This window comes from Nocardia sp. NPDC005366, from assembly GCF_040606855.1.
Lineage (GTDB): Bacteria > Actinomycetota > Actinomycetes > Mycobacteriales > Mycobacteriaceae > Nocardia.
This window is the reverse complement of record NZ_JBEXFQ010000011.1, coordinates 176,625-200,623: the sequence shown is the minus strand read 5'-3', so window position 1 is coordinate 200,623 and position 23,999 is coordinate 176,625. Positions and strand designations below refer to the sequence as shown.

Below are 23,999 nucleotides of genomic sequence, written 5' to 3'. Positions count from 1 at the left end.
CGGGTTCGGCGGCGCGGCGCTCAGCTTCGGGGTACGGCCTCGGGATACGGGCGGTGGTCAGCCGCGAACCGCGGCGCAGACGCCGCCGTCCACGAGCAGATCGACCCCGCTGAGGAAACTCGCTTCGTCCGAGAGCGCGAAGGCGACCACCGCCGCGAGTTCCTCCGGCCTTCCGGTGCGCCCGACCGGAGTCCGAGCGACGAGCGCCTCCATACTGGCGTGCTGCTGCGCCTCCTGGCGGCCCTGCGGGGTGTCGATCATGCCCGGTGATACCGAGCAGATCCGGCCTCCGCTGGGGCCGATACGCACCGCCTCGCGCCGGACGAACCGCTGCACACCGTATTTCGCCCAGGAGTAGGCCGCGCCCGGATCCTCGATCGCGGGTCCGAGCGCCTCGCGCAACGCGTCGAGGAAATTCTCGTCGAGCGGATCGTCCAGGATCGCGGCCACGGTCTCGTCGGCGGACAAACCCGCGAGTATCGGCGCCATCGACGCGAAACACACCGTGGCGGTCCCCGTGGTGACCAGCGGCCGCAACTCGCGCGCCAGCAGGGCGGTGCCGATCAGGTCGACGGTGAAGATCCGTCGCCAGTCGGCCATGGTGGGGGAGATGCCCGCGACATGGGCCACGGCCCGCAGGGTGCCGAGTTCGGCGACCCGCGCGGCCAGACCGGCGACGCCCTCCGCGTCGGAGATATCGACGACGACCGGTTCGATGGTCGCGGTCCCCGACGCCGTGAGGGTTTCGGCCGCCGTCGCGATGGTGTCCTTGTCCAGATCGGCGACCAGCAGCACGTCGACCATGGTCGAAAGCCGTTGGGCGCAGGCCAGTCCCATGCCGCGACCGGCGCCGGTGACAATTCCCACGGTGGTCATGCAGTTCCTTCCGAGGCCCAGCAGCCGGACAGTCCCGGCTCCGTCAGCCGATTGACAAGTTCGATCCTGATACCCGTCGGGCCGCGCAGGAAGGCGAATTGCGCCATGCCGTTGGGCAGATCGCGCGTCACCTCGCTGACATAGCCGTTCTCGAGCAGTTCCGCGGCATCGGCGGCCACGTCGTCGGACCAGTAGCCGAGGTGGTGGATCCCGCCGCCCGCGGGCTCCCAGAGCGTTCCAGGAATGGATCGGACGACCTCGAGGCGCGGGACGGTCACCGAGTACGTGCACGCCAGATCCACGACGGTCGCGCCCGCCGGTGTCGTGACCTCGATGGATCCGCCGACCTGCGGGCCCCACCGGTACCCGAAGACGGTCGACAACTCGGCCACGGTGGCCTCGAAATCGTCAGCGACGATACCGAGATGGAATTGATCCTCTGCCCGGATCATCGCGTCACCGCCCGACGGGGTCGACGGTGGCGAACGAGATGGGCGTCAGTGTTGTTGATGGCCCTCTCCTTTCAGTCAGTGGACAGATCGACCAGGATCTTGCCGACCGCGCGACCGTCGGCGACCTCGCGCAGTGCGGCGCCCACCTCCGCGAGCGGATACTCGGCCCCGATATGCGGCCGGACCCGGCCCTCGGTCAACATGGCGCCCAATTCGTCCTCGTTGCGGCGATATTCGGCCGGATCGAGATCGTGGAACTGGAATCCGAGCACATGGACGCCCTTGATGAGCACCAGATTCAGCGGGATGTCGGGGATGACACCCGAGGCGTAACCGACGGTGACGAAACGTCCGCCGCGCGCCAGCGAACGCAGCGCGGGTTCGGACAGATCGCCGCCGACCGGGTCGACAACGGCGTTCGCGCCGTCGGGCAGCGCCTCGCGCAACGCCGCGCGCACATCACCGGCCGTGCGATCGACGAGGTGCGCCGCACCGTATTGCTTTGCGGCCATGAGCTTTTCCGGCGATGAGGCGACCGCGGTCACCTCTGCGCCGAGTTGCACGGCCAGTTGCACAGCGGCCAGCCCGACCCCGCCGCCCGCGCCGAGGACGATCACCCGATCGCCCTCGCCGACGCGGGCCACGGACCGCAGCGTGTGATACGCGGTGCGATAGGCGACCCCGAAGGCCGCCGCGGTGGGCAGATCCACCCCGTCCGGAATCCGGGTCACCTTATTCGCCGCGACCGCGATCTGTTCGGCGAAGGCCCCGTAGAGCCCGGTGCCGGTGACGCGGTCACCGATCGCGAGATCGGTGACCGCGTTGCCGATTTCGATGACCGTCCCGGCGAATTCGCTACCGGGAACGAACGGCGGCGGGACGCTGATCTGGTAGCGATCGGCGATCAGCAGCACATCGGGAAAGTTGACCGCGGCCGAACCGACCCGGACCAGGACCTGGTCGGCGGCCGGTTCGGGCGCGGGCAGCGTGCGGATCTCGACCGACTCGGGCGGTCCGTAGGCCGGGCAGACGGCCGCGCGCATCTCAGCGGCCCTGCCACACCGGCGTGCGCTTCTCCAGGAACGCCATCGCGCCCTCTTTCGCGTCGTTGCTGGTGAAGACCTTGCCCTGCCATTGCGACAGCCGCTTGTCGGCCTCGGCCGCGTCGTCGACGGCCAACCGGACGAGTTCCTTGCAGGCGGCCAGGCCCAGTGGCGCGTTGGCGGCGATCCGCTGCGCGTAGTCGAGCGCGGTCGCGAACACCTGATCCGCGGGCACCACGGCATTGACGAGGCCGATCTCGTAGCCGCGGGCCGCGGTGATCGGATCGCCGGTCAGCGTCATCTCCAGCGCGATATTCATCGGAATCCTGCTGCCGATGAACGTGCCGCCGCCGCCGGGGATCAGCCCGCGTTTCACCTCGGGGAACGCGAATTTCGCGTCCTCGGAGGCGATGAGCACATCAGCGCCGAGCAGCAGTTCCAGACCGCCGCCGATCGCGGAACCATTGGCCGCGCCGACCACGGGGACGGTGAGTCGTCCGCGGGCCAGACGAAGGTACGCGGCCGTATCGCGGTCCTCGTCGGAGAAGGACGCGCCGGAGGAGAACGCGCGCAGATCCATGCCGGAGCAGAACGCGCGGTCACCGGCGCCGGTGAGCAGCAGCGCGCGGATCTCGGGATCGTTCTCGGCAGCGAGCGCCGCCGCGCCGATACCCTGCATCATCGGCACCGTCAGCGCGTTGCGAGCCTCGGGCCGGTTCAACCGGACCACCGAGACGGCGCCGTGCCGTTCGAGCTGGTATTCCGCCGTATCGGTCATCCTCGGTACCCACTCGACTCGGCGAGCTCGGCGGCCGAGCGCATGAGCTCGGGAACGATCGAGCCGAAGGACTGCAGTTTGATGTCGTCGCCCGCGCGCTGGAACCCCTGTTCCAGCACGATCGCGAGCTTCCACTTGGCCAGGACCAGGTAGTAGTCGAGGTCATCGACCTGACGGCCCGACACCTTCGCGTAGTGGTCGATCAACTGCTCGCGCGAGGGCATGCCGCTCAGATCGACGTAACTCGAGGTCGCCGCCTCGGGGGCGGAGGTATCGGCGGGCCAGCCCTGCAACATCCAGGCGAGGTCGAGCTTGGGGTCGCCGACCGTTCCCATCTCCCAGTCGACGATGGCCGAGAGCCGCGCGGGTGCGCCGTGGTGGTACATGACATTGGCGAACTGGTAGTCGCCGTGCATGATGCCGGGGATGAAATCCAGCGGCCGGTGCTCGCGCAGCCAGGCCGTCGCGGTCTCCATACCCTCGAGTTCGCGACCCTTGATGCGCTCGAAGAATCCGGTCCAGCGCGCCACCTGACGTTCGTGGAAACCGTCTGGCCTGCCCAGATCCTCGAGGCCGCGGGCCTTCCAGTCGACCTTGGATAGCAGCGCGATGCCCTCGGCGAGCTGATAGGCCAGATCCGCGCGGGCGACGGGGTCGGTGTCGAACGGCGCGGGCCAGGTCTTCTTGTGCTGCATCGGCGACCAGCCGTCGACGAAGCCCATCAGATAGAAGGTGCGCCCGAGCACCGACGGGTCGGTGCAGACCGCGACGGCCTTGGTGTGGGGCACCTCGGAGCCGTCGAGCGCCTCGATGATGCGCCATTCGCGCAGGATGCCCTTGTCGCGGTCGGCGGGGGCGGCCTTGGGCGGAATGCGCAGCACGCTGCGGTGATCGCCGTGACGGATCTCGTAGATCTCGTTCTGGGTGCCGCCGGAGAGCAGCCCGATCTCGAGCGGGCCCTTGGCGTCGGGAAGTCCCGCCTGGTCCATCCAGGCGGCGAGGCGGGTGACGTCGAGGGCCGACCCGGTCTCCGTTACTGCGTCGCTGGTCATCGGTTTCCTACTTCGTGTTCAAGGAATTCGGCGTACTTGGCCATGGCGGCCTCGCGCTGGCGCGGAATCCATTCGGTCGGCCAGGTGTCCTCGGTCGCCTTGTGGTCGCGCAGCACCTGTTTGGCGACGGTGGTCTTGTGCACCTCGGTGGGTCCGTCGGCCAGGCCCATGACGGCCGCGCCGTGGATCATCCGGAACAGCGGCAGTTCGTTGGTCGTGCCGAGCGCACCGTGGATCTGCATCGACCGCCAGGCGATATCGTGGAGCACGGTCGGCATCACGACCTTCACCGCGGCGATATCCTTGCGGACCTTCTTGTAGTCGTTGTGCTTGTCGATCTCCCACGCGGTGTAGAGCACGAACAGCCGGAACTGCTGCAATTGCGCGTACGAGTCGGCGATATAGCCCTGGACGAACTGCTTGTCGGCGAGCCTGCTGCCCGCCGTCTGGCGGCTCAGCGCGCGTTCGCACATCATGTCGATCGCCTTGCGGGCCAGTCCGATGGTGCGCATGGCGTGGTGGATGCGCCCGCCGCCCAGGCGGGTCTGCGCGATGGCGAAGGCCTGTCCCGCGCCGCCGAGCAGGCCCGAATTCGGTACCCGCACGTTGTTGTAGTGGATCAGCGCGTGCTGTCCCTCGCCCTCCGGCTCGCCGTAGAGGCCGACGTCGCGGACGATCTCGATGCCGGGGGTGTCGCTGGGCACCAGGAACATCGACATGCCCTTGTACGGGCTGACGTCCGGGTCGGTGATCGCCATGACGATCAGGAACGAGGCGGTTCTCGCGTTGGACGAGAAGAACTTCCAGCCGTTGATGATCCAGTCGTCGCCGTCGCGTACCGCCGCGGTGCGGAATTGCGTCGGGTCGGCGCCCGCCTGCGGTTCGGTCATCGAGTAGCAGGAGAAGAGTTCACCGTCCAGCAGCGGGCGCAGGTAGCGCTCCTTCTGCTCGGGTGTCCCGTAGTGCGCGATGATCTCCGCGTTGCCGGTGTCGGGCGCTTGACAGCCGAAGACGATCGGCGCCCATGACGAGCGGCCGAGAATCTCGTTGAGCAGGGCCAGTTTCACCTGCCCGTGGCCCTGACCGCCCAGATCGGGGCCGAGATGGGTCGCCCACAGACCTTGTTCGCGGACACGCTCTTTCAGCGGATCGATCGCCTTGCGTCGTCCTCCGTCCAGGGGCACGAATTGCTCGTGCGGCCAGACGAGGTCGAGTGGTTCGACCTCTTCGCGGACGAACTCCTCCGCCCAGTCCAGCTTCGCCTGGTACTCGGAGTCGGTTTCGAAATCCCATGCCATGGCATCTCCTCTCGCCATGAAGAATAAGCTTCTCCTGATCCAGAATGCAATTCTTAGTTATGATCGGCTCACCCGTCGGTCGTGGGATTTCCGCAGCTGACATCAGCATTTGCGCTGGCGAAGTCACTCGAGAACAATATTCTTGTGAAGGAGAACGCGGTGCCAGATCTAGTCGATGACCCGGCGCGGGCCGATGACGTGGCGACCAGGATCGCTCGGCGCGCACTGGCCAAGCGCCGCGCCGATTACGCCGAGGAGATACGGCGTCTGCTCGACGCGGCGCTGTCGGTGATGACCGCGGGCGGGGTCGCCGCCCGGCCGCGGGTCGCCGATATCGTCGCGGCGGCCGGCCTGTCCAACGACGCCTTCTACCGGCATTTCCCATCCAAGGACGCGCTGGTCGCCGCACTGCTCGAGGACGGCTCCGAGCGGCTGGCGCGCTATGCGGGCCACCAGATGGGCAAGGAGTCGGATCCGCGCCTGCGCGTGCGCCGCTGGGTGGCGGCGATTCTGGCCCAGGCCGACGAACAGACCGCGGCGGCGACACTGGCCGTGCTGTGGAACGCGGCGGGCCCCGGCCTCGCGTTGGAAGCGGGGCCGGGGGTCGTGGGCAGTGCGCTCTCCACCCTGTTGCGCGACACGCTCGCCGAATTGGGAAGCGCCGCACCCGATTCGGATGCGGCGCTGATCGCCCATGTCGCCATCGGCACCCTGGCCGACCTGTTGCGGCAGCGATCCGGTCCCACCGAGCACGATGTGGACCGGATCACCGATTTCTGCCTGCGGGCACTGACCCCGGGTCAGGCCGGGACTTCGCCCGCCGCGCTCGTCGCGCCGCGCAGCAGGTCGAGCGGCGCGTGATTGGCCCAGCCCTGTTCCGGCCAGTTGAACCAGCCCGCCGACGCCTTCGTGCCGCCGTCTGGATGCAGCGTCGACCCGGTGATGTAGGACGAGAGCGCCGAGGCGAGGAACACCACGCTGTTCGAGATATCGGTGACTTCACCGACCCGGCCCATCGGAATGGCGACCCGGACGCCCACCGGATCGTTCAGCGCGCCGTCGGCGTGGGTGAAACGCATCAGATTCGGTGTCGGAACGTAGTCGGGTGCGACATTGTTGACCCGGATCCCGTCGGGGGCGACCTCGACGGCGAGGGTGCGGGCGAAATGTTCCACCGCCGCCTTGGCCGCCGCGTACACCGCGAAACCCGGTGCCGCCCGGTGCGCTTCGATCGTGGTGACGTTCACGATGCTGCCGCCGCGCCCGCCAGCGCGCATGCGCGGCACCGCCAGTGAGCAGGCGTGCAGCACATGCGTGAGATTGGTGCGCACCACGGCGTCCCAGCCCTTGGCGTTCGTCTCGGTGAACGGCGCGCGGTAGGTCCCGCCGACCACGTTGACGAGGGTGTCCAGCCGCCCCCAGCGCGTGTCCACCGCGTCGAACACCGCGGCGAGGACGTCGGGGTCCCTGGCGTCGCCGATTTCGATCAGGACATCGTGGCCGCGCTCGCGCATGACCTGTCCCAGCGCCCGCGCCGCGTCGGCGTCGGCGTCGAGCACCGCGACCCGCACGCCGTTGGCGGCCAGATCGGTGACGATCGCCTGGCCGAGACCGCCCGCGCCGCCGGTGACGAGCGCGACCGTGCCGTCCAGACCAGCCCGCTGCTCGAACCAGCCCATCACCGGGCTCGCGCCAGGTAGGTGGACCCGAAGGCTTCCAGGAAGTCCATCGTCGCCGTGTACTCGCGGGTCCGGCTCGATATCACGATCCAGTCGACCCCGATCTCGGCGAGTTCGGCCAGCGCCGCGGCGTGCCGGTCCGCGTCGACCGTGGGTCGGGTGATGCCCTCGTCGTTGTAGGAGTACACCACGTCGATATGTTCGGTGCGCCCTGCGGCTTCGGCCTGCGCCCTGACCTCGGCGATCTTGCGGGCGAGTTCGGCCACGGGGCCGAGCGCCGGGGTGCGCGCGGTGGTGCTCAGTTCCGCGCCTCCGCTCATCGGGATCCAGCCCTGCGCGCGTTGGGCCACGCGACGACGGCTGAGCGCGGAATTGCCGCCGATCCAGATGGGGATCGGCTGCTGCACCGGCCGCGGTTTCGCCACCACGTCGCGCGCGCTGAAATGGGTGCCGGTATAGCTGAACGGCTCGCCGCTCCAATGCTGGGGCAGCACGTCGAGCGCCTCGTCGAACAGGACGTTGCGCTCGTCGAAATCGACACCGAGGGCGTGGAATTCGCTTTTCTGGTAGCCGGTGCCGAGTCCGAGAGTCACCCGGCCGCCCGAGAGTTTGTCCAGGGAGGCCGCCGTTTTCGCCAGCAGCATCGGATTGCGGTACGGGGCCACCGTGAGATAGGTGATGAGCCGCAGCCGTTCGGTGGCGGCGGCGGCGAAGGCGAGGGCGATGAACGGATCGAGAGTCTGGTGTCCTCCCGAGGCGAGCCAGCGGGCTCCCGGCGCGGGATGCTCACTCAGCGAAATGCCGTCGAACCCATGCCGTTCGACCGCCGCGGCGACCTCCGACAGTGGTCCGGCGTCGAGCAGATCGCCCTCGTATCCGGCTGTTTCCGGATAGTGGAATATGAAACGCATTGACTACCTCTCGCTCGTCTCGGTCATCGGCCGCGTTTGACCTGGTTGAACGGGACGTCGCGGTCGGCGGCGTATTCGCGGGGCATGCCGAGCACCCGCTCGCTGATGACATTGCGCGCCATCTCGGTACTGCCTCCGGCCAGGCTCCACGCCGCGCGGAACAGGTAGTCCAGCCCGACCTTCTCGGTGTCGACCGGATCGCCAGGTGCCTGCGTCGCCGCGATGGAACCCGCGATGCGCACCGCCATATCCGTTTGCAGACAGGCGTTCTCGGCACTGAACAACCGGGTGATGGATCCCGCCGACGGCGGCAGCGCACCACTGATGATCGACCGCGTGACGTGGGCGATGAGCTGGTCGCGCACCACATTCATGGCCCGCGCCTCGCCGATATCCTCGCGCACCCGCGAGTCCTCCCACTGACCGGTTGCCTTCGCGAGTTCGACCAGCGACACCGCCTCGGCGCCCATATGCGGGGTCGCGCCGCTGATGTAGGGGGAGGTGCCGCCGAGCGCGGCCCGCTCGTGGTTGAGCAGCCGGGAGGCGGCCTCCCAGCCCGCGTCCACCTCGCCGAGTACGGCCTCGAGGGGCAGGGAGACATCGTCGAAGAATTCCTGGCAGAACTCGGTCGACCCGGTCACCTGCTTGATCCGCTGGATCGTCACCCCGGGCGCGTGCACCGGAACCAGGAAGAGCGTGAGTCCACGATGTTTGGGCACATCCCAGTTGGTGCGGGCCAGGCACAGGCCGTAGTCGGCGGCGTAGGCGCCCGAACTCCAGATCTTGGAGCCGTTGAGAAGCCACCGGTCGCCGTCGCGTTCGGCGCGGGTGGTCAGTCCGGCGAGATCCGATCCGCCGTTGGGCTCGGAGAGGAATTGGACGAGGACCTCCTCACCCTTCAGCACGGCGGGCAGGTGGGCGCGCTTCTGCTCGTCGGTGCCGATATCGACCAGTGTCGCCGCGCAGATGGCGAGTGTCGGCACATTGAGGATCAGCGGCAGCTCGTAGCCGACGGATTCCTTGGTGAAGGCCTTCTGGTGGGCGGGGGTCAGACCGAGGCCGCCGTATTCGGACGGGAAGCAGATACCGGCGAAACCGCCGTCGTAGAGGATGCGCTGGAGCTGTCGGGCTCGATCCCACGCCTCCTCGGAATCGGCTTTGAGTTCCGACGACGCGGTCGCGGGCGGCATATTGTCCCGCAGCCAGATTCGCGCGCGTTCGCGGAAATCGGAGACGGATTCGAGCTCAGTCGTCATGATGGCGGTGCCTTCCTGGAGATTCGGTACGGCTCAGGCGGCCGCGGTGTCGAGCAGGTCTGCGATGTGGCGCCGGTGCTCCTCCGGGGTGCCGTACAGGGCGCTGCCGAGGGTGATGCGACGCAGGTAGAGGTGCAGGTCGTGTTCCCAGGTGACGCCGATGCCGCCGTGCAGCTGCACGCAGTCCTGGGCGATGACCGGAGCCTTCGCCCCGACATAGGATTTCGCGATGCTGATCGTCTCGGCCGCGGTGCTCGCCTCGTCGTCCCAGGCCGCGGCGGCGGCGGTCGCCGTCGCACGGCAGGCCTCCAGCCAGGTCTTGTTGTCGGCCATACGGTGTTTGAGCGCCTGGTAGGACGACAGCGGCCTGCCGAAGGTGTAGCGGTCGGACAGCCAGGCCAGCGTCGCGTCGAAGGGGCGGTCGGTCGCGCCGACCACTTCGGCGGCGGTGAGCGCCGCCGCGGTGAGCGCCTGTGTCCGGATCGCCTCGGCGGCCTCCGCGCCGACGTTGACCACCGCGTCGGCGGAGACGGCGACATCGTCGAACGACACCCGCGCGGTGCGCCGCACCAGGTCGAGCGTCCACGCCGGGGTCACCGTCACGCCGGGGGCGTCGGCGCGGACCAGCAGTTGGACCGGGCCATCGGAACTCTGCGCGGTCACCAGGAACAGGTCCGCCTGATCGCCCGCCTCGACACGGTCTTTGACGCCGGTCAGTCGGTAGCCGTCGCCCTCGGCCTCGGCGCGTGTCCCTGTCGCCCGGCCCGCGAGCGCCTCGAAGCCGCGACTCGGTTCGTAGACCGCCCATGCCACGACGGTCTCGCCGCTCTGCACGGCGGTGACCGTCTCGGAGAGCCGGTCCGCGACCGGAACCAGTCCGGCGAGTACCGCGTTGGTGGTGATGAAGGGGCCGGGCGCGCAGGCACGGCCCAGTTCATCGGCCACCAGGGCCAGTTCCGTCATCGCTCGGCCGGAAACTGTTCCACCACCGAGGCTTTCGGGTACGAACATCGCGGTCCAGCCGAGTTCGCAGGCCCGCCGCCACCAATCCCTGTCGAAGCCTACGCCGGATTCGCCAAGGGCGCGGACGGTGCCGATCGGGACGGTGTCGGCGAGGAAGTCGCGGGTGGTCGACTGGAAAAACCGCTGATCCGCGGTGGGGTCATTGGGCATGATTGCCGGTCCTCTGGTTGACGCGGAGCTGTGAATATGGAAATCTCATATTCACAGATGAGAGCCTTATTCTCAATCATGGAAGTCAACTGGCAGCGTCGCCCTCGAGTGTGCGCGCTGGCCGGAGCGTCGAAGGGAACCGTCGAGTGGTGAACAACTTCCAGGATCTGGACTTCTTCCTCGGACAGGAGCTGGTCGACGATCCGTACCCGTACTTCGACTCGCTGCGCGAGCAATGCCCGGTGACCAGGGAGAACCATCACGACGTGATGATGGTGACCGGCTACGAGGAAGCGCTAGAGGTCTACAACGACGTCGAACGTTTCTCCTCGTGCATCTCGGTCACCGGTCCCTTCCCCGGCTTCCCGGTCTCGCTCGAGGGCGCCGAGAACGTCGACGAGTTGATCGCCGAACACCGCGACAAGCTGCCCATGAGCGATCAGCTGCCGACGATGGATCCGCCGACCCACACCGCGCACCGCGCCCTGCTGATGCGATTGATCACCCCCAAGCGCCTCAAGGAGAACGAGGAGGCGATGTGGGCCATCGCCGACCGGTTGCTCGACGAATTCCTCGTGATGGAGGACGCCGACATCATCCGGGATTTCGCGGGGCCCTTCACCCTCTACGTGATCGCCGACCTGCTCGGCGTCCCCACCGACGACCAAGAGGAATTCCTGCAGAAGTTGCAGCGCGAGAAGCATTCTCGCGGCGCGGTCGGCAGCACCGACGGCGCGGACCTGTCGCACAGCCCGATCGAATTCCTCTACACGCGGTTCTCGGGCTACATCGAGGATCGCCGGGCCAACCCGCGTAACGACGTGCTGACCAGCATGGCGACCACGACCTTCCCCGACGGCAGCACGCCCGAGGTCATGGATGTGGTGCGCGTGGCCGCCAATCTGTTCTCCGCGGGGCAGGAGACGACGGTCCGACTGCTCAGCTCCGCGCTGCGCACACTGGCCGAACGCCCCGATATCCAGCAGTACCTGCGCGAAGACCACAGCCGCATCCAGAACTTCATCGAGGAGTCGCTGCGGATGGAGAGCCCGGTCAAGGGCGACTTCCGGCTCGCGAAGGTGAACACCGAGGTCGGTGGGACCGAGGTGTCGCAGGGCAGCGTCATGATGGTGGTCAACGCCGCCGCCAACCGCGATCCGCGACGCTTCGACGACCCGACGACCTTCGACGCCGGCCGTTCCAACGCTCGTGCGCACGTGGCCTTCGGTCGCGGTGTGCACAGCTGCCCCGGCGCTCCGCTGGCCCGCGCCGAGGCGCGTGTGGCCATCGAGCGACTGCTGCAGCGCACCGCCGATCTGCGGATCAACGAGAAGAAGCACGGCCCGGCCGACGCGCGCAAGTTCTCCTACCTGCCGACGTTCATCCTGCGCGGGCTCAACGAGCTGTACCTCGACATCGATGTCGCCGAGGGCGAAGCTCGATGAAGGTCTCCATCGACGACGAGCGCTGCCGCGGACACGGTATCTGCACGGTGCTGTGCGGCGAGGTGTTCGCCATCAACGACGACGGCTACGCCGAGGTGCTCGTCGATGAAGTGCCCGCTCACCACGAGGACTCGGTACGGGAGGCAGTGCAGAACTGTCCCGAGCGGGCGATCGAGGTCGAATGACCGTCGCGGAGGCGACACTCGGGTGGCACGCGACCCGATCCCCGGATCGGGTCGCGCTCGTGATGGCGAGCAGTGGTGAGACGGTCACCTACGCCCAATTGGAGGATCGCTCACTGCGATTCGCCACTGCCCTGCGCGACCGAGGGCTCGGCGTCGGCGGCCATATCGCCATCCTGCTGGAGAACACCCGCGCGTATCTGGAAATAGCCTGGGCCGCACAGCGTTCCGGGCTCTACTACACCGCTGTCAACCGGCACCTGCGGCCCGCCGAGGTCCAGTACATCCTGGCCGACAGCGGTGCGACCGCGTTGGTGACCAGCGCCGCCATGGCCGAGGTCGTGGCCGGACTCGATCTGTCCGATATCCCGGTACGCATCACCGTCGACGGTGAGTTGCCGGGTTTCGAGCACTACGACGATATTCTCGCCGCCGAACCCTCCGGGCCGCTCGCCGACGAGTGCGAGGGCCGCGAGATGCTCTACTCGTCGGGGACCACCGGGCGGCCCAAAGGGGTTCGCAAGACATTGCCCGCGACCGCGCTCGGCGATCCCACCGCCGCGCCCGTCCAGATCGCGCGCGGGCTGCTGATCAGCGGGGCCACCGGCGACGGTGTGTACCTTTCCCCGGCGCCGCTGTATCACGGCGCGCCGCTGGTGTTCTCGATGTCGTGGCAGCGGCTCGGCGCGACCGTCATCGTGATGGAACGCTTCGACCCGGAGCAGTGTCTCGACCTGATCGAGCGCTACCGCGTCACCCACACGCAGATGGTGCCGACGATGTTCGTGCGAATGCTGCGCCTGCCGCCCGAGCGGCGGGCCCGTTTCGATCATTCGAGCCTGGTGGACGTGGTGCATTCGGCCGCGCCGTGCCCGGTGGCGGTGAAGCATCGGATGATCGAGTGGTGGGGTCCGATCATCAGCGAGTACTACTCGGGCACAGAGGATATCGGCACCACCTATATCGGCGCCCTGGATTGGCTGAGCCATCCGGGCTCGGTGGGCAAGCCGATGCAGGAATGTCATATCGTCGGGGACGACGGAGTCGAGGTGGGGCCCGGCGTCGTCGGCGTCGTCCATTTCGGTGGCGGCAGGCCGTTCGAATACCACAACAATCCGAGCGCGACCGCGGACGCCGCCCACCCCGCGGGCTGGCGCACCATCGGCGATATGGGTTACCTCGACGAGGACGGCTACCTGTATCTCACCGACCGCAAGGCCCACATGATCATCTCCGGCGGGGTGAACATCTACCCGCAGGAAGCGGAGAACGTGCTGGCGGGCCATTCGGCCGTCGCCGACGTCGCGGTACTCGGCGTTCCGGACGAGGAGATGGGCGAGGCGGTGAAAGCGGTTGTCCAACTGGTAGATCCGGCTCAGGCCGAGGATTGCCTCGCCGCGGAGCTGATCGAATTCTGCCGTGCGGAACTGGCATCCTACAAATGCCCGCGCACGGTCGATTTCGTGACCGAACTGCCGCGCGATCCCAACGGCAAACTGTACAAAAGGCTACTGCGCGAGCGCTATTGGGAAGGGCGCGAATCCCGCGTCATCTGAGCGGAACCCGCGCCCGGAGAAGGCGACCCTCGGGTCAGGCCGGATCGGGCGCGGGTACACCCGCGTCGATGGCCGCCTCCAGAATGCCGAGATCACCGCCGAGTTCGGCGACCAGCGCCCTGGCCACGGCGACATCCTTGCCGAGGAATTCGCCGACCGAGGCCCGGAACTCCTGCACCGCACCCTTACTCGCGACGCTGAGCAGAGCGCGACCGCTGCTGCTCGCGTGCGGGAGCGCCTCGAGCAGCGTCGCCTCGTCGAGCCCCAATTGATCGCCGAGGCGCACCGCGTCGGCGACCAGGCCGATCTGCGCCGCGAACAACGCGTTGTTGACGAGTTTGACGCGCTGCCCCGACCCGAGCCCGCCGACATGCACCGCCGGATCGGCATAGGCGCACACCACCTCTCTCGCGCGCGCCACGGCATCCTCTGATCCGCCGAGGAATACCGTCAACTTGCCCGCCGCGATATTGTGCGGCCCGCCGCTCACCGGAGCGTCCACGACGGTCACACCGTATTCCTCGGCCGCCGCCGCGATCGCGGTCACGGTGGCGGGACTGCCGGTGGTGTGCACGATCAGCACGGCGCCGCGCGGCAGGTCGCGCAGCAGCGGACCATCCAGGCACACCTCGCGGACCTGGTCATCGGTGAAAACACAGACGACGACGGCGTCCGCGCCCGCGGCGGCCGCGCTCACCGACGCGACAGGTTCGGCGCCGGTCTCGGCCAGCGCGGCACGGGTTTCGGCGGATCGGCCGACGGCGCGCACGGTGTGTCCGGCTCGCACCAGACGTTCGATCATCGGGCGGCCCATCCGCCCCGCGCCTACGAATCCGACTCGCATACCAGCTATCTCCTTCAACGCGAACGGTCCATCAGACCGAGAGTGGCGTCCGCGGCGTCGAGCACGATTCCCGGGGTGACGCCCGCCGCGGCGGCCAGTTCGGCGACCAGGGAGACATCCTTGCGGAGCAGATCGCCCGCGTGCGCGGCGAGCCGGTCCAGGGTGCCGCCCGCGTCCACGATACGGCCGAGCGCGAAACTGTTCGCGGTGCCGTGGGAAATGACCTGGCCGAGGCGTTCCTGGCTGAGACCGAGCGATGTGCCCAGCGCCAGCGTGCTTTTCGACGTCGCGAGATTCGCCGTGAACAGCAGATTGTTGAGCAGTTTGGTGACCTGTCCGGCCCCGACCTCACCGAGGTGCACGATGGGGTCGGCATAGGATTCGAAAATCGGGCGGCTGCGCTCGACGGCTTCGGCGGAGCCGCCGACCATCACGAGCAGCGTGCCCGCCGCCGCGCCGGGCCCGCCGCCGCTGACGGGGGCGTCGATCAGCTCGACGCCCTGTGCCGCGGCTGTTTTCGCCAGCTCGCGGCAGGTGTCGGGATGCACGGTGGAGTGCACGGCGATGATCGAGCCGGGCGCGATCCCGGCCAGCACACCTTTCTCGCCGGTGACCACTTCGCGGACATCGGCATCGCCGACGACGCACAGACAGACCAGATCGCTGTTCGCGGCCAGCGCCGCGGGGGAGTCGGCCGTCGCCGCCGCCGTATCGGCGAACGGCTCGAGGGACGCGGGCCGCCGCGCCCACAGTGTGGTCGGATGGCCCGCCTCGATGATCCGGCGTGCCATCGGGCCGCCCTGGCTGCCCAATCCGATGAATCCGACGCGCATCAGTGCGCCTCCTCGGTAGCGGGTTCCGGTGCGGCGCTCGCGGCGGGAGCGGGTCGGTAGAATACGGCCAGCAATCCGGCGGTGCCGAGCACGCCGACCCCGAGAGCCACCGCGCCACCGGCCAAGCCGGTGATCTCGATGCCCGCGGCATGATCCAGCGACAGCCAACCCGGCCCGGAAAGACCTAGTGCCAAGGCGACTGCCGCCAGCACGAGGACGTATTCGTAGCCCTCCTTGAAGACGAAGAAGCCGTTCTTGCGGTGCGCGAGAAGTCCGGCGACGAGCATCACCGAAATCACCGCGGCGGACGCGAACGGCGTGAGCAGCCCGACGATCAGCAGTGCGCCCGCGCCGATTTCGGTGATGACGCTCAGCCAAGCCTGCAATACGCCGTTGCGCAGCCCGAGCCCGCCGAACCAGCGGGCCGTTCCGGCGATCTTGCCTCCGCCTATCCAGTGATTCGCGCCGTGCGCGATCATCGTGACACCCACGACCAGCCGCAGCAGCGCCGGGGCGATATCGGTGACCTCCATTACCTCACCTCCCTGGCCGCGCCTGCGCGCCGCCATCGAATTGCATTGTCGGTCCGGTGAATTCTCCGGTACTCGCGGCCACCACGCACTCCTCCACGAAGGAAAGCACCTTCAGGTGGTACGCCGCCGCCGTGTAGCCGAGGCTCGCGTTGTGCCCGGTATTGGGTTGCATATTGAGCACGACCCGCGGCGCGGCGGTGAACAGCGCGCCGATTCCCGCGACTTCCTCCGGATCGTTTCGCCACACCGCTTCGTATTCGGCGGCGGTGTAGCGCACCGGGATTCGCACCCGCGCGGCCAGGTGCGGGAAATCGTGCTCGGCCCAATTCTCGATGGTCGAGGCCTCGAGTTTGGGCCCAGGTACCACGATGGACGTGCCGCCGACGAGTTCCGGCGGATACAGCCGCTGCGGATTCCACAGCAGCCCGCGTAGACCGGCGGGCCTGGTGCCCGCCGGTCTCGGCGACCACAGCACCTCCTGCGCCTCCGGGTGATGCGTGCGCCCGGTGCCGGCCATCTCCAGGCCGAGCAGGTCGGCCCCGCGGTCGTCGCTCGCCATCCGCAGCGCGAGTTCGCATCCGGCCGAATGCGCCATCAGGAATATGCCCGCGCCGTGGGGGTGGTCCTTCAGCAGCGAGTCGACAGCGCCGTACATGAGATCGACGCGCCGGCGCGGGGGTGCGAGTCGATCGGCGAAGGGCGCGGAACTGCCGTAGCCGGGCCGGTCGAGGGCGAGGACGGTATACCCCAGCCGTTGCCCGAGACGCAGCAGTGAGAGTTCGTGATGCCCTGGGCAATCGAAATACGCCGAGGTGGTCGCGCCGCCGTGCAGGGCGACCAGTACCGCGCGCGGAGCGCTCGCCTCGGCCAGCAGACCCGAGACCGGGATGCCGTCGACCTCGGTGACCACCGGTAGCGGGGCGGGATCGTCCATCGGAAGTAGTTCGGATTCGGTGAGTGTCATGGGGCGCGCACGCGATCAGGAATCGGTCCGGAGCAGCATCGCCCCGCCGGGGGTCAGTCCGCCGGTCGCGACCACGGCGACCCTGGCCCCTTCGACCTGGCGCGGGCCCGCCGCGCCACGCAATTGGACGATCGCTTCGTGCAGCAATCCCATACCGTGCGTGCGTCCGTGGGACAGCTGGCCGCCGTGGGTATTGACCGGAATCGTGCCGTCGCGGGCGATATTCTTGCCGCCGTCGAGGAAATCCTTGGCCTCGCCGATACCGCAGAAGCCGAGCGCCTCGATCCAGGACAGGCAGTTGAAGCTGAACCCGTCGTAGAGTTCGGCCACGTCGACATCGGCCGGGCGCATGGTGGTCCTGGTCCACAGGTGCGCGGCCGGGCCGAGTACCTGCGGTTCGTGGGTGAGCGTGCTCTGATCCCATTCGATGCGCTCGATGATCTGGGTGCCGACGGCCTCCACCAGCACCGGCGGCTTCGGCAGGTCGCGCGCCGCATCGACCGCCGAGACGATGACGGCCACCGCGCCGTCGCACGGCACGTCGCAGTCGAAGAGTCCGAACGGGGTGGTGATGGAGCGGGCCCCGAGATAGTCGTCCATGGTCATCGGATCGCGGTAGACCGCGGTCGGCTCTAGTTCGGCGTTGGCGCGCTGATTGAGCGCGATCCAGCCCAGCGTCTCGCGGGTGGTGCCGTAGCGATGGAAATGCCGCTGGGCGTTCTGCGCGAGGGTGTGCGCCGCCGAGATGGCCCCGAACGGCATCATCCAACTGGTGGTTCGCCCACCCGAGGGCGGAATGCGACCCGCCTTCGTCAATTCGCTGAACGTGGATTCCCACACGGTGCGGAAGCACAGCACGTGCTTGGCGAGTCCCGCCGACACCGCTACCATCGCGGCGATCACCGAACCGCTCGGACCGAATGTCTCGATACCGCCGTTGTGCCAGCTCGGACGCAATCCGAGCGCGGCTTCCAACGCGGTGACGCCGCCTTCGCCGAATCCGCCGACATTGCCGCCGCCCGGATAGGACGAGATGCCGTCGATATCGTCGAGGGTCAGACCCGCGTCGGCGACGGCGCGCTCGCAGGCCTCCACCGTCAATTCCAGCGGCGGCACCATCAATCGGCGTCCGATCCGCGACATTCCGATACCGGTCAGCGCGACCTTGTCCTCGAATTTCTCCTGCCGCACCATCGGGCGCACATATTCGCCGAAGCGTTCGGGGGCGATCTCGTCCACCGGCAGCGGCGCGGGTTCGGGCTGGTCGGCCACCGGCCGGAACAGCGGCAGCCAGACATCGGCGTCCTGCTGGAAGACGACCTCCACCCGCATCCCGAGCACCAGGTCATCGGGATCGGCGTCGATGATGTTGGTGGTCAACCGAACTCGCGAGTCCTCGACCAGCGCGACCTGGGCCACCACGTACGGCGGCGGCAGGCCGGGCAGGGCGAAGCGATGATTCACCGTGAAACTCGCCAGGGTGGCCTGTCCGGAGACCTCGCGGATGCCGAGGTCGTGTCCGCGGCAGTAGCGGCAGATCGGCTGCGGCGGATGGATGAGGGCCGCGCAGGAGTGGCATTCGGTGATGCGCAGGATGCCGTCGGCGCCCGAGGTCCAGAAGAACTCGGTGTCCAGGGTCAGCAGCGGCAGTGGCCGCCCCGACGGCTCGGCCTTCGCCGGGGGTGTCTTCGCAGCGTCTGCCACCGCGCCTCCTCGTATCGTCGCAGCCGGTAGCCGCGCGTGGCCGGATCAGCCACGCGCGGCGGGTCTTTCGGTTGTCGTCCGGTCAGATTTCCGCGATGTTCTTGTTGACGGTCACCGGTTCGGCGAGCCGCTGCTCATCGCAGATGATCTGCAGCTTCTCCAGGGTCTCCTCGAGTCCGGCGCCGAGCCGAGGGCCCGGGGTGAACTCGGCGGGCAGATGCCGCATGCCCTGGATCACCGCGATGGTGTCGTAGTGCACCGTCTCCTCGGGGATGCACCGGAAATCGGGCATCCGGTCCAGCACCGCGATGAGCATCCGCTTGAAGACCGTGCGGGCCATGTTGGAACCGATGCAGCGGTGGACGCCGAGACCGAAGGCGTAGTGCCTGTTGCCCTTCCGGTCCAGGATCACCTCCTGCGGATCCTGGAACACCGAGGGGTCGCGGTTGGCCATCGCCCACGACAGCCACACCCGGTCGCCCTCCTTGAAGGACGCGCCCGCGACCTCGCAGTCCTCGGCGATGGTGCGTCCGTCACCGGGGGCGGGACAGTAGTAGCGCAGGAATTCCTCGGTCGCCGAGTCGAGCAGCAGATCGCGGTCCCTGCTGAGGTTCTCGCGTTCGGCCGGGTTCTCCGACAGCCATTCCAGCGCGTGCGCGGTGAGCGCGGTGGTGGTGTCGAATCCGCCGCCGATCAGCAGGCTGAGCATGCCGAGGATTTCCATATCCGGCAGTTTCTCGCCGTTGACCCGCGCCGAGTCGACCGCGTGGATGAGCCCGGGACGGGGGTTCTCCCTGATCTCGGCCAGGTTGACCAGCAGGTCGATACCCAGCTGCCGGTGCATCTCGGCGACTCGGGGGGCATCGGGCGAATTCGGCGGTGTGTACACCGCCGCGTGCACGGGTTCGTTGTAGATCGTCCACTTCTTCAGCGGCACGCCGAGCAGGCCGAGGGTCAGCACGGCCGGGATGATATTCGCGAGTTCGTCGACGAAATCGATACGGCCGCTTTCGATCTTCTCGTCGATCGCCGCGCGTACCACCTCGTCCACGAAGGGAATCCACCGGTTGACGGCAGCGGGGGAGAGGTACGGGTTGAGCGCGGAACGCAGTTCCCGGTGTTCGGGTTCGTCCATCTCCAGAATGCCGCCGCGCACGCCACTCGCGCGCTCCGCCGTCGGGATGGAGATGCCCTTGTAGCCCTTGCGGACGCCCTGCACGTCGTGATCGTTGGATACGTGCGGGCAGCGGGCGAGTTCGAATACCTCTTTATTACCCGCGGCGACCCAGTGTCCGTTGTAGGTGTCGCTCCAGGCCAGAGGGCATTCGCTCTGCATTTCCTCGGTGATCGCCTGGAAACTCTCCCGATATTCGGGCGCGAAGCGATCGAAGTGGAACCGAGGCTGTTTCCGGTCGGTCTCGATGCTGCTGTTCTCCACTGTCATAGCGAATCCCCGCTCTACTCGGCGATCGAGATCGCGCGCTCGGGGCAGGAATGCGCGGCCTCGCGCACCTGCTCCTGGTATTCCTCGGGAACGGATTCGCTGACCGGGGACGAGTGCCCATCGATATCGCTGAGTACGAACGATTTAGGGGCGATCATCGCGCACAGCGTATGCCCCTGGCAGCGTTGCTGATCGACGTGGACCTTCACGGTGTTCTTCCTTTTCCGTCTTGCTGTGTCGGGCTGCACCGTCCACACCCGGTGGGGCGGGCCGGGGTCGTGGTGTCTAGGTGTTGCGTCCGCCGTTGACGCCGAGGATCTGTCCGGTGATGTAGCCGGCCTCATCGGAGATCAGGAACGCGCAGGCGGCGGCGATATCGGCGGGCGTGCCGACACGGCGGACCGGAGTGCGCTGGATGTGATCCTCGACGGTCCCGCCGAGACGGCGAGCCTCTTCGTTCTTGCGCAGCATCGGGGTGTCGATGAAGCCCGGCGGCACCGCGTTGACGGTGATACCCGACGGTCCCAGTTCCAGCGCCAACGCCTTGGTGAGTCCGTTGACCGCGGATTTGGCGGAGACATAGTGCGACATGAACGGCTGGCCCGAATGCGTGCTCGACGAGGAGATGTTGACGATACGTCCCCATCCCGCCTCGAGCATGTCCGGCAGCACCGCCTGGACGCAATGGAAGACGCCGTTCAGGTTGACGTCGATGACGCGCTGCCATTCGGCGAAGGTGATGTTCTGGAATCGCTTGAATCCGTCCAGACCCGCGGAATTCACGAGAACGGTGACCGGCCCCAGCTTGGCCCGGATGGCGGTCAGCGCCTCGGCGATCTGGTCGGGGTCGGTGACATCGGCCCTGAAGGCGTAATCGTCTTCGGCGGGCGGGTTCAGATCCAGCGTGGCAACGTGGAATCCGTCGCTGCGCAACCGCTCCGCGATGCCCAATCCGATTCCGGACGCGCCTCCGGTGACCACTGCCGTCTTCACGCCTGGAACCTCTCTCCGTTGACCATGGTGCCCGGCGAACGGTCGCGGGTGCCGCGCCTCGCCGATTCAGGGACCGGGGTGAGTGTAGTGTCGAACACAAGAATCTCCCTTCCGGATGTGAGAACCGTACTCTCGCACGGAACAGGTTCGCAAGAGTCGCCTCCGTGCTGAACAGTCGCCAGGTCGAATGGGGAAGTCGCGGGGTGTTGTGCGCAGGCGATTATTGCTACAGTCCCGCCTAGTGAATGTTACATTCTCTATAACCGAGAATGTAATTTCCATTGTCAGCGAGGAGACGGGATGTCAACGCAGGAAAAGGCAGTAGCGGTTGCGCGGCGGCTACTGATCGACGGGCAGTTGGTCGAGACGGAGCAGACGCTCGCCTCGCTCGATCCCGCCACGGGCGAGGTCTACGGCTACGCGCCCGAGGCCGGAGTGGCCGAGGTCGACGCGGCGGTCGCCGCGGCCCGCCGGGCCTTCGACACCACCGACTGGGCGACGAATCACCAATTTCGTGCGCACTGCTTGAACCAGCTGTACCAAGCGCTGCGTGACAATGTCGAGGAGTTGCGCGAGCTCACCATGTCCGAGGTCGGCGCCACCCGCATACTGACCCATGGCAATCAGCTCGAGATTCCCTTCGAAATCGTGCGCTACTACGCGAATCTGCTCGAGAGCTACGACTGGACCGAGGATCTCGGCAATATCGAAATCCGCGGCCAGCAGCATCACCGTTGGGTCGAGAAGGAAGCCGCCGGCGTCGTCGCCGCGATCGCCGCCTACAACTACCCGCATCAGCTCGCGCTGGCCAAGCTGGCTCCGTCGCTGGCCGCGGGCTGCACCGTGGTGCTCAAGGGCGCGCCCGACACCCCGCTGTGCACCCTGGCGCTCGGCGAGATCATCGCGCGAACCGATATCCCCGCCGGCGTCGTCAATGTCCTGACCTCCTCCGATATCGAGGTGGGCAAGCGCATGACGACCCACCCGGACGTCGACGTCGTCACCTTCACCGGATCCACTCCGGTCGGGCGCGAGATCATGGCGGCGGCGAGCGCGACCCTGAAGAAGGTCTTCCTCGAACTCGGCGGCAAATCGGCGTTGATCCTGCTCGACGACGCCGATTACGTGAAGTCCGCCCAGTTCGCGGCGTTCAGTGTGGCCACCCACGCGGGGCAGGGCTGCGCGCTGACCACCCGCGTCCTTGTCCCCGCCGCCGATCACGACAAGGTGGCGCAGATGATCGCGGGCGTGTTCGCTCATGTCAGCTACGGCGACCCGCGCGATCCCAAAACCTATATGGGCCCGCTGATCAGCGAACGTCAGCGCGACAAGGTCGACGGCATCGTGCAGCGCGCGGTCGCGGCAGGCGCCACCCTGGTCACCGGCGGCGAGAAGGTGGATCCGGGCTTCTTCTACAAGCCGACGCTGCTGGCGAATGTCGATCCCGACAGCGAGATCGCCCAGGAGGAGGTGTTCGGGCCGGTGCTCGCGCTCATCCCCTACACCGACGACGACGACGCGGTTCGCATCGCGAACAACTCTATCTACGGCCTGTCCGGCGGGATCATGAGCGCCGATCCCGAACGGGCCAAGGCGGTGGCGCGCCGGGTGCGCACCGGCACCTTCAGCGTCAACGGCGGGAACTACTTCTCCGCCGACGCGCCGTTCGGCGGTTACAAGCAGTCGGGCATCGGACGGGAGATGGGCCGTCAAGGTCTCGAGGAATTCCTCCAGCTGAAGACCTTCGCCGAGGTCGTCGCATGAGCAAGCCGCTGGAAGGTATCCGGGTTCTCGAAGTCGCGATGTACGGATTCGTGCCGTCGGCGGGCGCGGTCCTGTCGGACTGGGGCGCCGAAGTCATCAAGGTCGAACACGCGGTCACCGGCGATCCGCAGCGCGGCTTGCGCCGGGTGGGCGCGTTCGTCGTCGAGGGCGACCCGAATCCCAATGTGGAGCACGCGAATCGGGGCAAGCGCAGCATCGGCATCGATATGACGGTGGCCGAAGGCCGCGAGGTCATCTACGAGCTCGCCAAGCGGGCCGATGTCTTCCTGACCAGCTTCCTGCCGCAGGCACGCGCCAAATTCGGCATCGACGTGGACGATATCCGCGCGGTGAATCCGAACATCATCTACGCGCGCGGCAGTGCGCTCGGCCCCCGAGGCATCGAATCGACCCGCGGCGGTTATGACATGACCGCCTTCTGGTGCCGCGGCGGTGTCGCGGCCACCATCACCCCGCCCGGGACCGATGGCATGATCCAGCCGCCCGGCCCGGCGTTCGGTGACACCATCTCCGGCACCAATCTCGCGGGCGGAATCGCCGCCGCGCTGCTGAAGCGGGAACGCACCGGGGAGACCTCGGTCGTCGATGTTTCCCTGCTCGGCAGCGGACTGTGGGCCCTCGGCCACACCATCGCGCTGTCGGCCTACCAGAAACAGCCGATGGTCGCGCCGGTGCCGGGCGCGCACGGTGCGCCCACCAACCCGCTGTCGGGGCTGTACGCCACCGCCGACGACCGTTACCTGTCGTTCGTGATGCTCCAGCCCGCCAAATTCTGGGCAGATGTGTGCCGTCACATCGATCGCCCGGAACTGGCCGATGACCCGCGCTTCGCCGACGCCGCGCAGATCGCGGCGAATACCGCCGAGGCGGTGGAGATCCTGCGCGAGGTGATCAAGGGTCGCACGCTGGCAGAATGGACCGAGCGGTTCGCGACGCTCGCCGGACCGTGGGCGCCTGTGCAGGATTCGTTGCAGGTCGGGTCGGACGCCCAGATCAGAGCGAACGAATATCTGCTGCCCGCCGGTGAATTGGAGTTGGTCTCCAGTCCTGTGCAATTCGACGTCGGCGCGCCCGAGCTGCGGCCCGGCCCCGAATTCGCGGCGCACACCGAGGAAGTCCTGCTCGAACTGGGTTTGGACTGGGATCGCATTATCGAGTTGAAGACCGCGGGCGCGGTGTCTTAGCGCGGGAAAGGGTG

24 protein-coding genes are annotated in these 23,999 nt (G+C 67.6%); 6 read left to right on the top strand and 18 right to left on the bottom strand.

Going from position 1 to position 23,999, the window contains the following annotated elements:
* Positions 1-57: 57 nt before the first annotated feature.
* The 6 genes from ABZS43_RS15805 to ABZS43_RS15780 all read right to left on the bottom strand — a co-directional run bounded on the left by ABZS43_RS15805 (position 58) and on the right by ABZS43_RS15780 (position 5,499).
* Positions 58-876 carry an SDR family oxidoreductase gene (locus tag ABZS43_RS15805; protein ID WP_355036599.1) on the bottom strand — a complete coding sequence of 273 codons (819 nt, stop codon included), beginning with the start codon at positions 874-876 and terminating at the stop codon, positions 58-60.
* A complete protein-coding gene (locus tag ABZS43_RS15800; protein ID WP_355036598.1) occupies positions 873-1,328 on the bottom strand; it encodes a VOC family protein in 456 nt (151 codons plus the stop codon). Before ABZS43_RS15800 ends, ABZS43_RS15805 begins: the two co-directional genes overlap by 4 nt.
* Positions 1,329-1,399: 71 nt before the next feature.
* Positions 1,400-2,371 carry an NADPH:quinone oxidoreductase family protein gene (locus ABZS43_RS15795; RefSeq protein WP_355036597.1) on the bottom strand — a complete coding sequence of 324 codons (972 nt, stop codon included), beginning with the start codon at positions 2,369-2,371 and terminating at the stop codon, positions 1,400-1,402.
* A gap of 1 nt (position 2,372) precedes the next feature.
* The gene (locus ABZS43_RS15790) at positions 2,373-3,149 is read right to left on the bottom strand and encodes an enoyl-CoA hydratase-related protein (protein ID WP_355036596.1); all 777 of its coding nucleotides are present in this window, start codon (positions 3,147-3,149) and stop codon (positions 2,373-2,375) included.
* On the bottom strand, positions 3,146-4,201 hold the full coding sequence (locus tag ABZS43_RS15785; RefSeq protein WP_355036595.1) for a phosphotransferase family protein: 1,056 nt from the start codon (positions 4,199-4,201) through the stop codon (positions 3,146-3,148). Before ABZS43_RS15785 ends, ABZS43_RS15790 begins: the two co-directional genes overlap by 4 nt.
* Positions 4,198-5,499, bottom strand: a complete 1,302-nt coding sequence (locus ABZS43_RS15780; RefSeq protein ID WP_355036606.1) for an acyl-CoA dehydrogenase family protein — start codon at positions 5,497-5,499, stop codon at positions 4,198-4,200. The genes ABZS43_RS15785 and ABZS43_RS15780 overlap by 4 nt, the downstream gene beginning before the upstream one ends.
* Before the next feature lie 159 nt (positions 5,500-5,658).
* On the opposite strand from ABZS43_RS15780, the gene ABZS43_RS15775 reads away from it, so the two are divergent.
* On the top strand, positions 5,659-6,360 hold the full coding sequence (locus tag ABZS43_RS15775) for a TetR/AcrR family transcriptional regulator (protein WP_355036594.1): 702 nt from the start codon (positions 5,659-5,661) through the stop codon (positions 6,358-6,360).
* On the opposite strand, the gene ABZS43_RS15770 is transcribed toward ABZS43_RS15775, so the two are convergent.
* Genes ABZS43_RS15770 through ABZS43_RS15755 form a run of 4 tightly spaced genes read right to left on the bottom strand, consistent with a single transcriptional unit; the run spans position 6,300 to position 10,518 of the window.
* On the bottom strand, positions 6,300-7,178 hold the full coding sequence (locus ABZS43_RS15770; RefSeq protein WP_355036593.1) for an SDR family oxidoreductase: 879 nt from the start codon (positions 7,176-7,178) through the stop codon (positions 6,300-6,302). The genes ABZS43_RS15775 and ABZS43_RS15770 overlap by 61 nt on opposite strands.
* Positions 7,178-8,089, bottom strand: coding sequence for an LLM class F420-dependent oxidoreductase (locus tag ABZS43_RS15765; protein WP_355036592.1), 912 nt, complete (start codon positions 8,087-8,089; stop codon positions 7,178-7,180). The genes ABZS43_RS15770 and ABZS43_RS15765 overlap by 1 nt, the downstream gene beginning before the upstream one ends.
* A 23-nt stretch (positions 8,090-8,112) precedes the next feature.
* Entirely contained in the window at positions 8,113-9,345 is a 1,233-nt protein-coding gene (locus tag ABZS43_RS15760; protein ID WP_355036591.1) for an acyl-CoA dehydrogenase family protein, read from the bottom strand.
* Positions 9,346-9,378: 33 nt separating this feature from the next.
* Positions 9,379-10,518, bottom strand: coding sequence for an acyl-CoA dehydrogenase family protein (locus ABZS43_RS15755; RefSeq protein WP_355036590.1), 1,140 nt, complete (start codon positions 10,516-10,518; stop codon positions 9,379-9,381).
* A gap of 146 nt (positions 10,519-10,664) precedes the next feature.
* On the opposite strand from ABZS43_RS15755, the gene ABZS43_RS15750 reads away from it, so the two are divergent.
* The 3 genes from ABZS43_RS15750 to ABZS43_RS15740 are packed head-to-tail and all read left to right on the top strand — an operon-like array spanning position 10,665 to position 13,701.
* On the top strand, positions 10,665-11,963 hold the full coding sequence (locus ABZS43_RS15750; protein WP_355036589.1) for a cytochrome P450: 1,299 nt from the start codon (positions 10,665-10,667) through the stop codon (positions 11,961-11,963).
* On the top strand, positions 11,960-12,148 hold the full coding sequence (locus ABZS43_RS15745; RefSeq protein ID WP_355036588.1) for a ferredoxin: 189 nt from the start codon (positions 11,960-11,962) through the stop codon (positions 12,146-12,148). The genes ABZS43_RS15750 and ABZS43_RS15745 overlap by 4 nt, the downstream gene beginning before the upstream one ends.
* Positions 12,145-13,701, top strand: coding sequence for an acyl-CoA synthetase (locus ABZS43_RS15740; RefSeq protein ID WP_355036587.1), 1,557 nt, complete (start codon positions 12,145-12,147; stop codon positions 13,699-13,701). The genes ABZS43_RS15745 and ABZS43_RS15740 overlap by 4 nt, the downstream gene beginning before the upstream one ends.
* Before the next feature lie 34 nt (positions 13,702-13,735).
* Here the strand turns inward: ABZS43_RS15740 and ABZS43_RS15735 are convergent, their stop codons facing one another.
* From ABZS43_RS15735 to ABZS43_RS15700, 8 genes are all read right to left on the bottom strand, one after another.
* A complete protein-coding gene (locus tag ABZS43_RS15735; protein WP_355036586.1) occupies positions 13,736-14,563 on the bottom strand; it encodes an NAD(P)-binding domain-containing protein in 828 nt (275 codons plus the stop codon).
* Positions 14,560-15,378, bottom strand: coding sequence for an NAD(P)-dependent oxidoreductase (locus ABZS43_RS15730; RefSeq protein ID WP_355036585.1), 819 nt, complete (start codon positions 15,376-15,378; stop codon positions 14,560-14,562). Before ABZS43_RS15730 ends, ABZS43_RS15735 begins: the two co-directional genes overlap by 4 nt.
* The gene (locus tag ABZS43_RS15725; RefSeq protein WP_355036584.1) at positions 15,378-15,911 is read right to left on the bottom strand and encodes a DoxX family protein; all 534 of its coding nucleotides are present in this window, start codon (positions 15,909-15,911) and stop codon (positions 15,378-15,380) included. Before ABZS43_RS15725 ends, ABZS43_RS15730 begins: the two co-directional genes overlap by 1 nt.
* A gap of 4 nt (positions 15,912-15,915) precedes the next feature.
* The gene (locus ABZS43_RS15720; protein WP_355036583.1) at positions 15,916-16,875 is read right to left on the bottom strand and encodes an alpha/beta hydrolase; all 960 of its coding nucleotides are present in this window, start codon (positions 16,873-16,875) and stop codon (positions 15,916-15,918) included.
* Positions 16,876-16,890: 15 nt separating this feature from the next.
* Positions 16,891-18,579: an OB-fold domain-containing protein gene (locus tag ABZS43_RS15715; protein ID WP_355036582.1), complete on the bottom strand. Its 1,689-nt coding sequence runs from the start codon at positions 18,577-18,579 to the stop codon at positions 16,891-16,893.
* 82 nt (positions 18,580-18,661) lie between these two features.
* Positions 18,662-20,023 carry a cytochrome P450 gene (locus tag ABZS43_RS15710; protein ID WP_355036581.1) on the bottom strand — a complete coding sequence of 454 codons (1,362 nt, stop codon included), beginning with the start codon at positions 20,021-20,023 and terminating at the stop codon, positions 18,662-18,664.
* 14 nt (positions 20,024-20,037) lie between these two features.
* Positions 20,038-20,232, bottom strand: coding sequence for a ferredoxin (locus tag ABZS43_RS15705; protein WP_355036580.1), 195 nt, complete (start codon positions 20,230-20,232; stop codon positions 20,038-20,040).
* Positions 20,233-20,308: 76 nt separating this feature from the next.
* Positions 20,309-21,016, bottom strand: coding sequence for an SDR family NAD(P)-dependent oxidoreductase (locus ABZS43_RS15700; protein ID WP_355036579.1), 708 nt, complete (start codon positions 21,014-21,016; stop codon positions 20,309-20,311).
* Between the two features lie 300 nt (positions 21,017-21,316).
* On the opposite strand from ABZS43_RS15700, the gene ABZS43_RS15695 reads away from it, so the two are divergent.
* Together ABZS43_RS15695 and ABZS43_RS15690 are read left to right on the top strand one after the other, a co-directional pair.
* On the top strand, positions 21,317-22,780 hold the full coding sequence (locus ABZS43_RS15695; protein ID WP_355036578.1) for an aldehyde dehydrogenase family protein: 1,464 nt from the start codon (positions 21,317-21,319) through the stop codon (positions 22,778-22,780).
* Positions 22,777-23,985 (top strand): CoA transferase, encoded by a 1,209-nt coding sequence (locus tag ABZS43_RS15690; RefSeq protein WP_355036577.1) that lies wholly within the window; start codon positions 22,777-22,779, stop codon positions 23,983-23,985. Before ABZS43_RS15695 ends, ABZS43_RS15690 begins: the two co-directional genes overlap by 4 nt.
* The last annotated feature ends 14 nt before the right edge of the window (positions 23,986-23,999 follow it).

Coding starts and splice junctions, on each gene's coding strand:
- ABZS43_RS15805 (WP_355036599.1), bottom strand. CDS start 876: ATGACCACCGTGGGAATTGTCACCGGCGCCGGTCGCGGCATGGGACTG.
- ABZS43_RS15800 (WP_355036598.1), bottom strand. CDS start 1,328: ATGATCCGGGCAGAGGATCAATTCCATCTCGGTATCGTCGCTGACGAT.
- ABZS43_RS15790 (WP_355036596.1), bottom strand. CDS start 3,149: ATGACCGATACGGCGGAATACCAGCTCGAACGGCACGGCGCCGTCTCG.
- ABZS43_RS15725 (WP_355036584.1), bottom strand. CDS start 15,911: ATGGAGGTCACCGATATCGCCCCGGCGCTGCTGCGGCTGGTCGTGGGT.
- ABZS43_RS15795 (WP_355036597.1), bottom strand. CDS start 2,371: ATGCGCGCGGCCGTCTGCCCGGCCTACGGACCGCCCGAGTCGGTCGAG.
- ABZS43_RS15720 (WP_355036583.1), bottom strand. CDS start 16,875: ATGACACTCACCGAATCCGAACTACTTCCGATGGACGATCCCGCCCCG.
- ABZS43_RS15710 (WP_355036581.1), bottom strand. CDS start 20,023: ATGACAGTGGAGAACAGCAGCATCGAGACCGACCGGAAACAGCCTCGG.
- ABZS43_RS15690 (WP_355036577.1), top strand. CDS start 22,777: ATGAGCAAGCCGCTGGAAGGTATCCGGGTTCTCGAAGTCGCGATGTAC.
- ABZS43_RS15745 (WP_355036588.1), top strand. CDS start 11,960: ATGAAGGTCTCCATCGACGACGAGCGCTGCCGCGGACACGGTATCTGC.
- ABZS43_RS15760 (WP_355036591.1), bottom strand. CDS start 9,345: ATGACGACTGAGCTCGAATCCGTCTCCGATTTCCGCGAACGCGCGCGA.
- ABZS43_RS15740 (WP_355036587.1), top strand. CDS start 12,145: ATGACCGTCGCGGAGGCGACACTCGGGTGGCACGCGACCCGATCCCCG.
- ABZS43_RS15785 (WP_355036595.1), bottom strand. CDS start 4,201: ATGACCAGCGACGCAGTAACGGAGACCGGGTCGGCCCTCGACGTCACC.
- ABZS43_RS15695 (WP_355036578.1), top strand. CDS start 21,317: ATGTCAACGCAGGAAAAGGCAGTAGCGGTTGCGCGGCGGCTACTGATC.
- ABZS43_RS15780 (WP_355036606.1), bottom strand. CDS start 5,499: ATGGCATGGGATTTCGAAACCGACTCCGAGTACCAGGCGAAGCTGGAC.
- ABZS43_RS15770 (WP_355036593.1), bottom strand. CDS start 7,178: ATGGGCTGGTTCGAGCAGCGGGCTGGTCTGGACGGCACGGTCGCGCTC.
- ABZS43_RS15755 (WP_355036590.1), bottom strand. CDS start 10,518: ATGCCCAATGACCCCACCGCGGATCAGCGGTTTTTCCAGTCGACCACC.
- ABZS43_RS15765 (WP_355036592.1), bottom strand. CDS start 8,089: ATGCGTTTCATATTCCACTATCCGGAAACAGCCGGATACGAGGGCGAT.
- ABZS43_RS15730 (WP_355036585.1), bottom strand. CDS start 15,378: ATGCGCGTCGGATTCATCGGATTGGGCAGCCAGGGCGGCCCGATGGCA.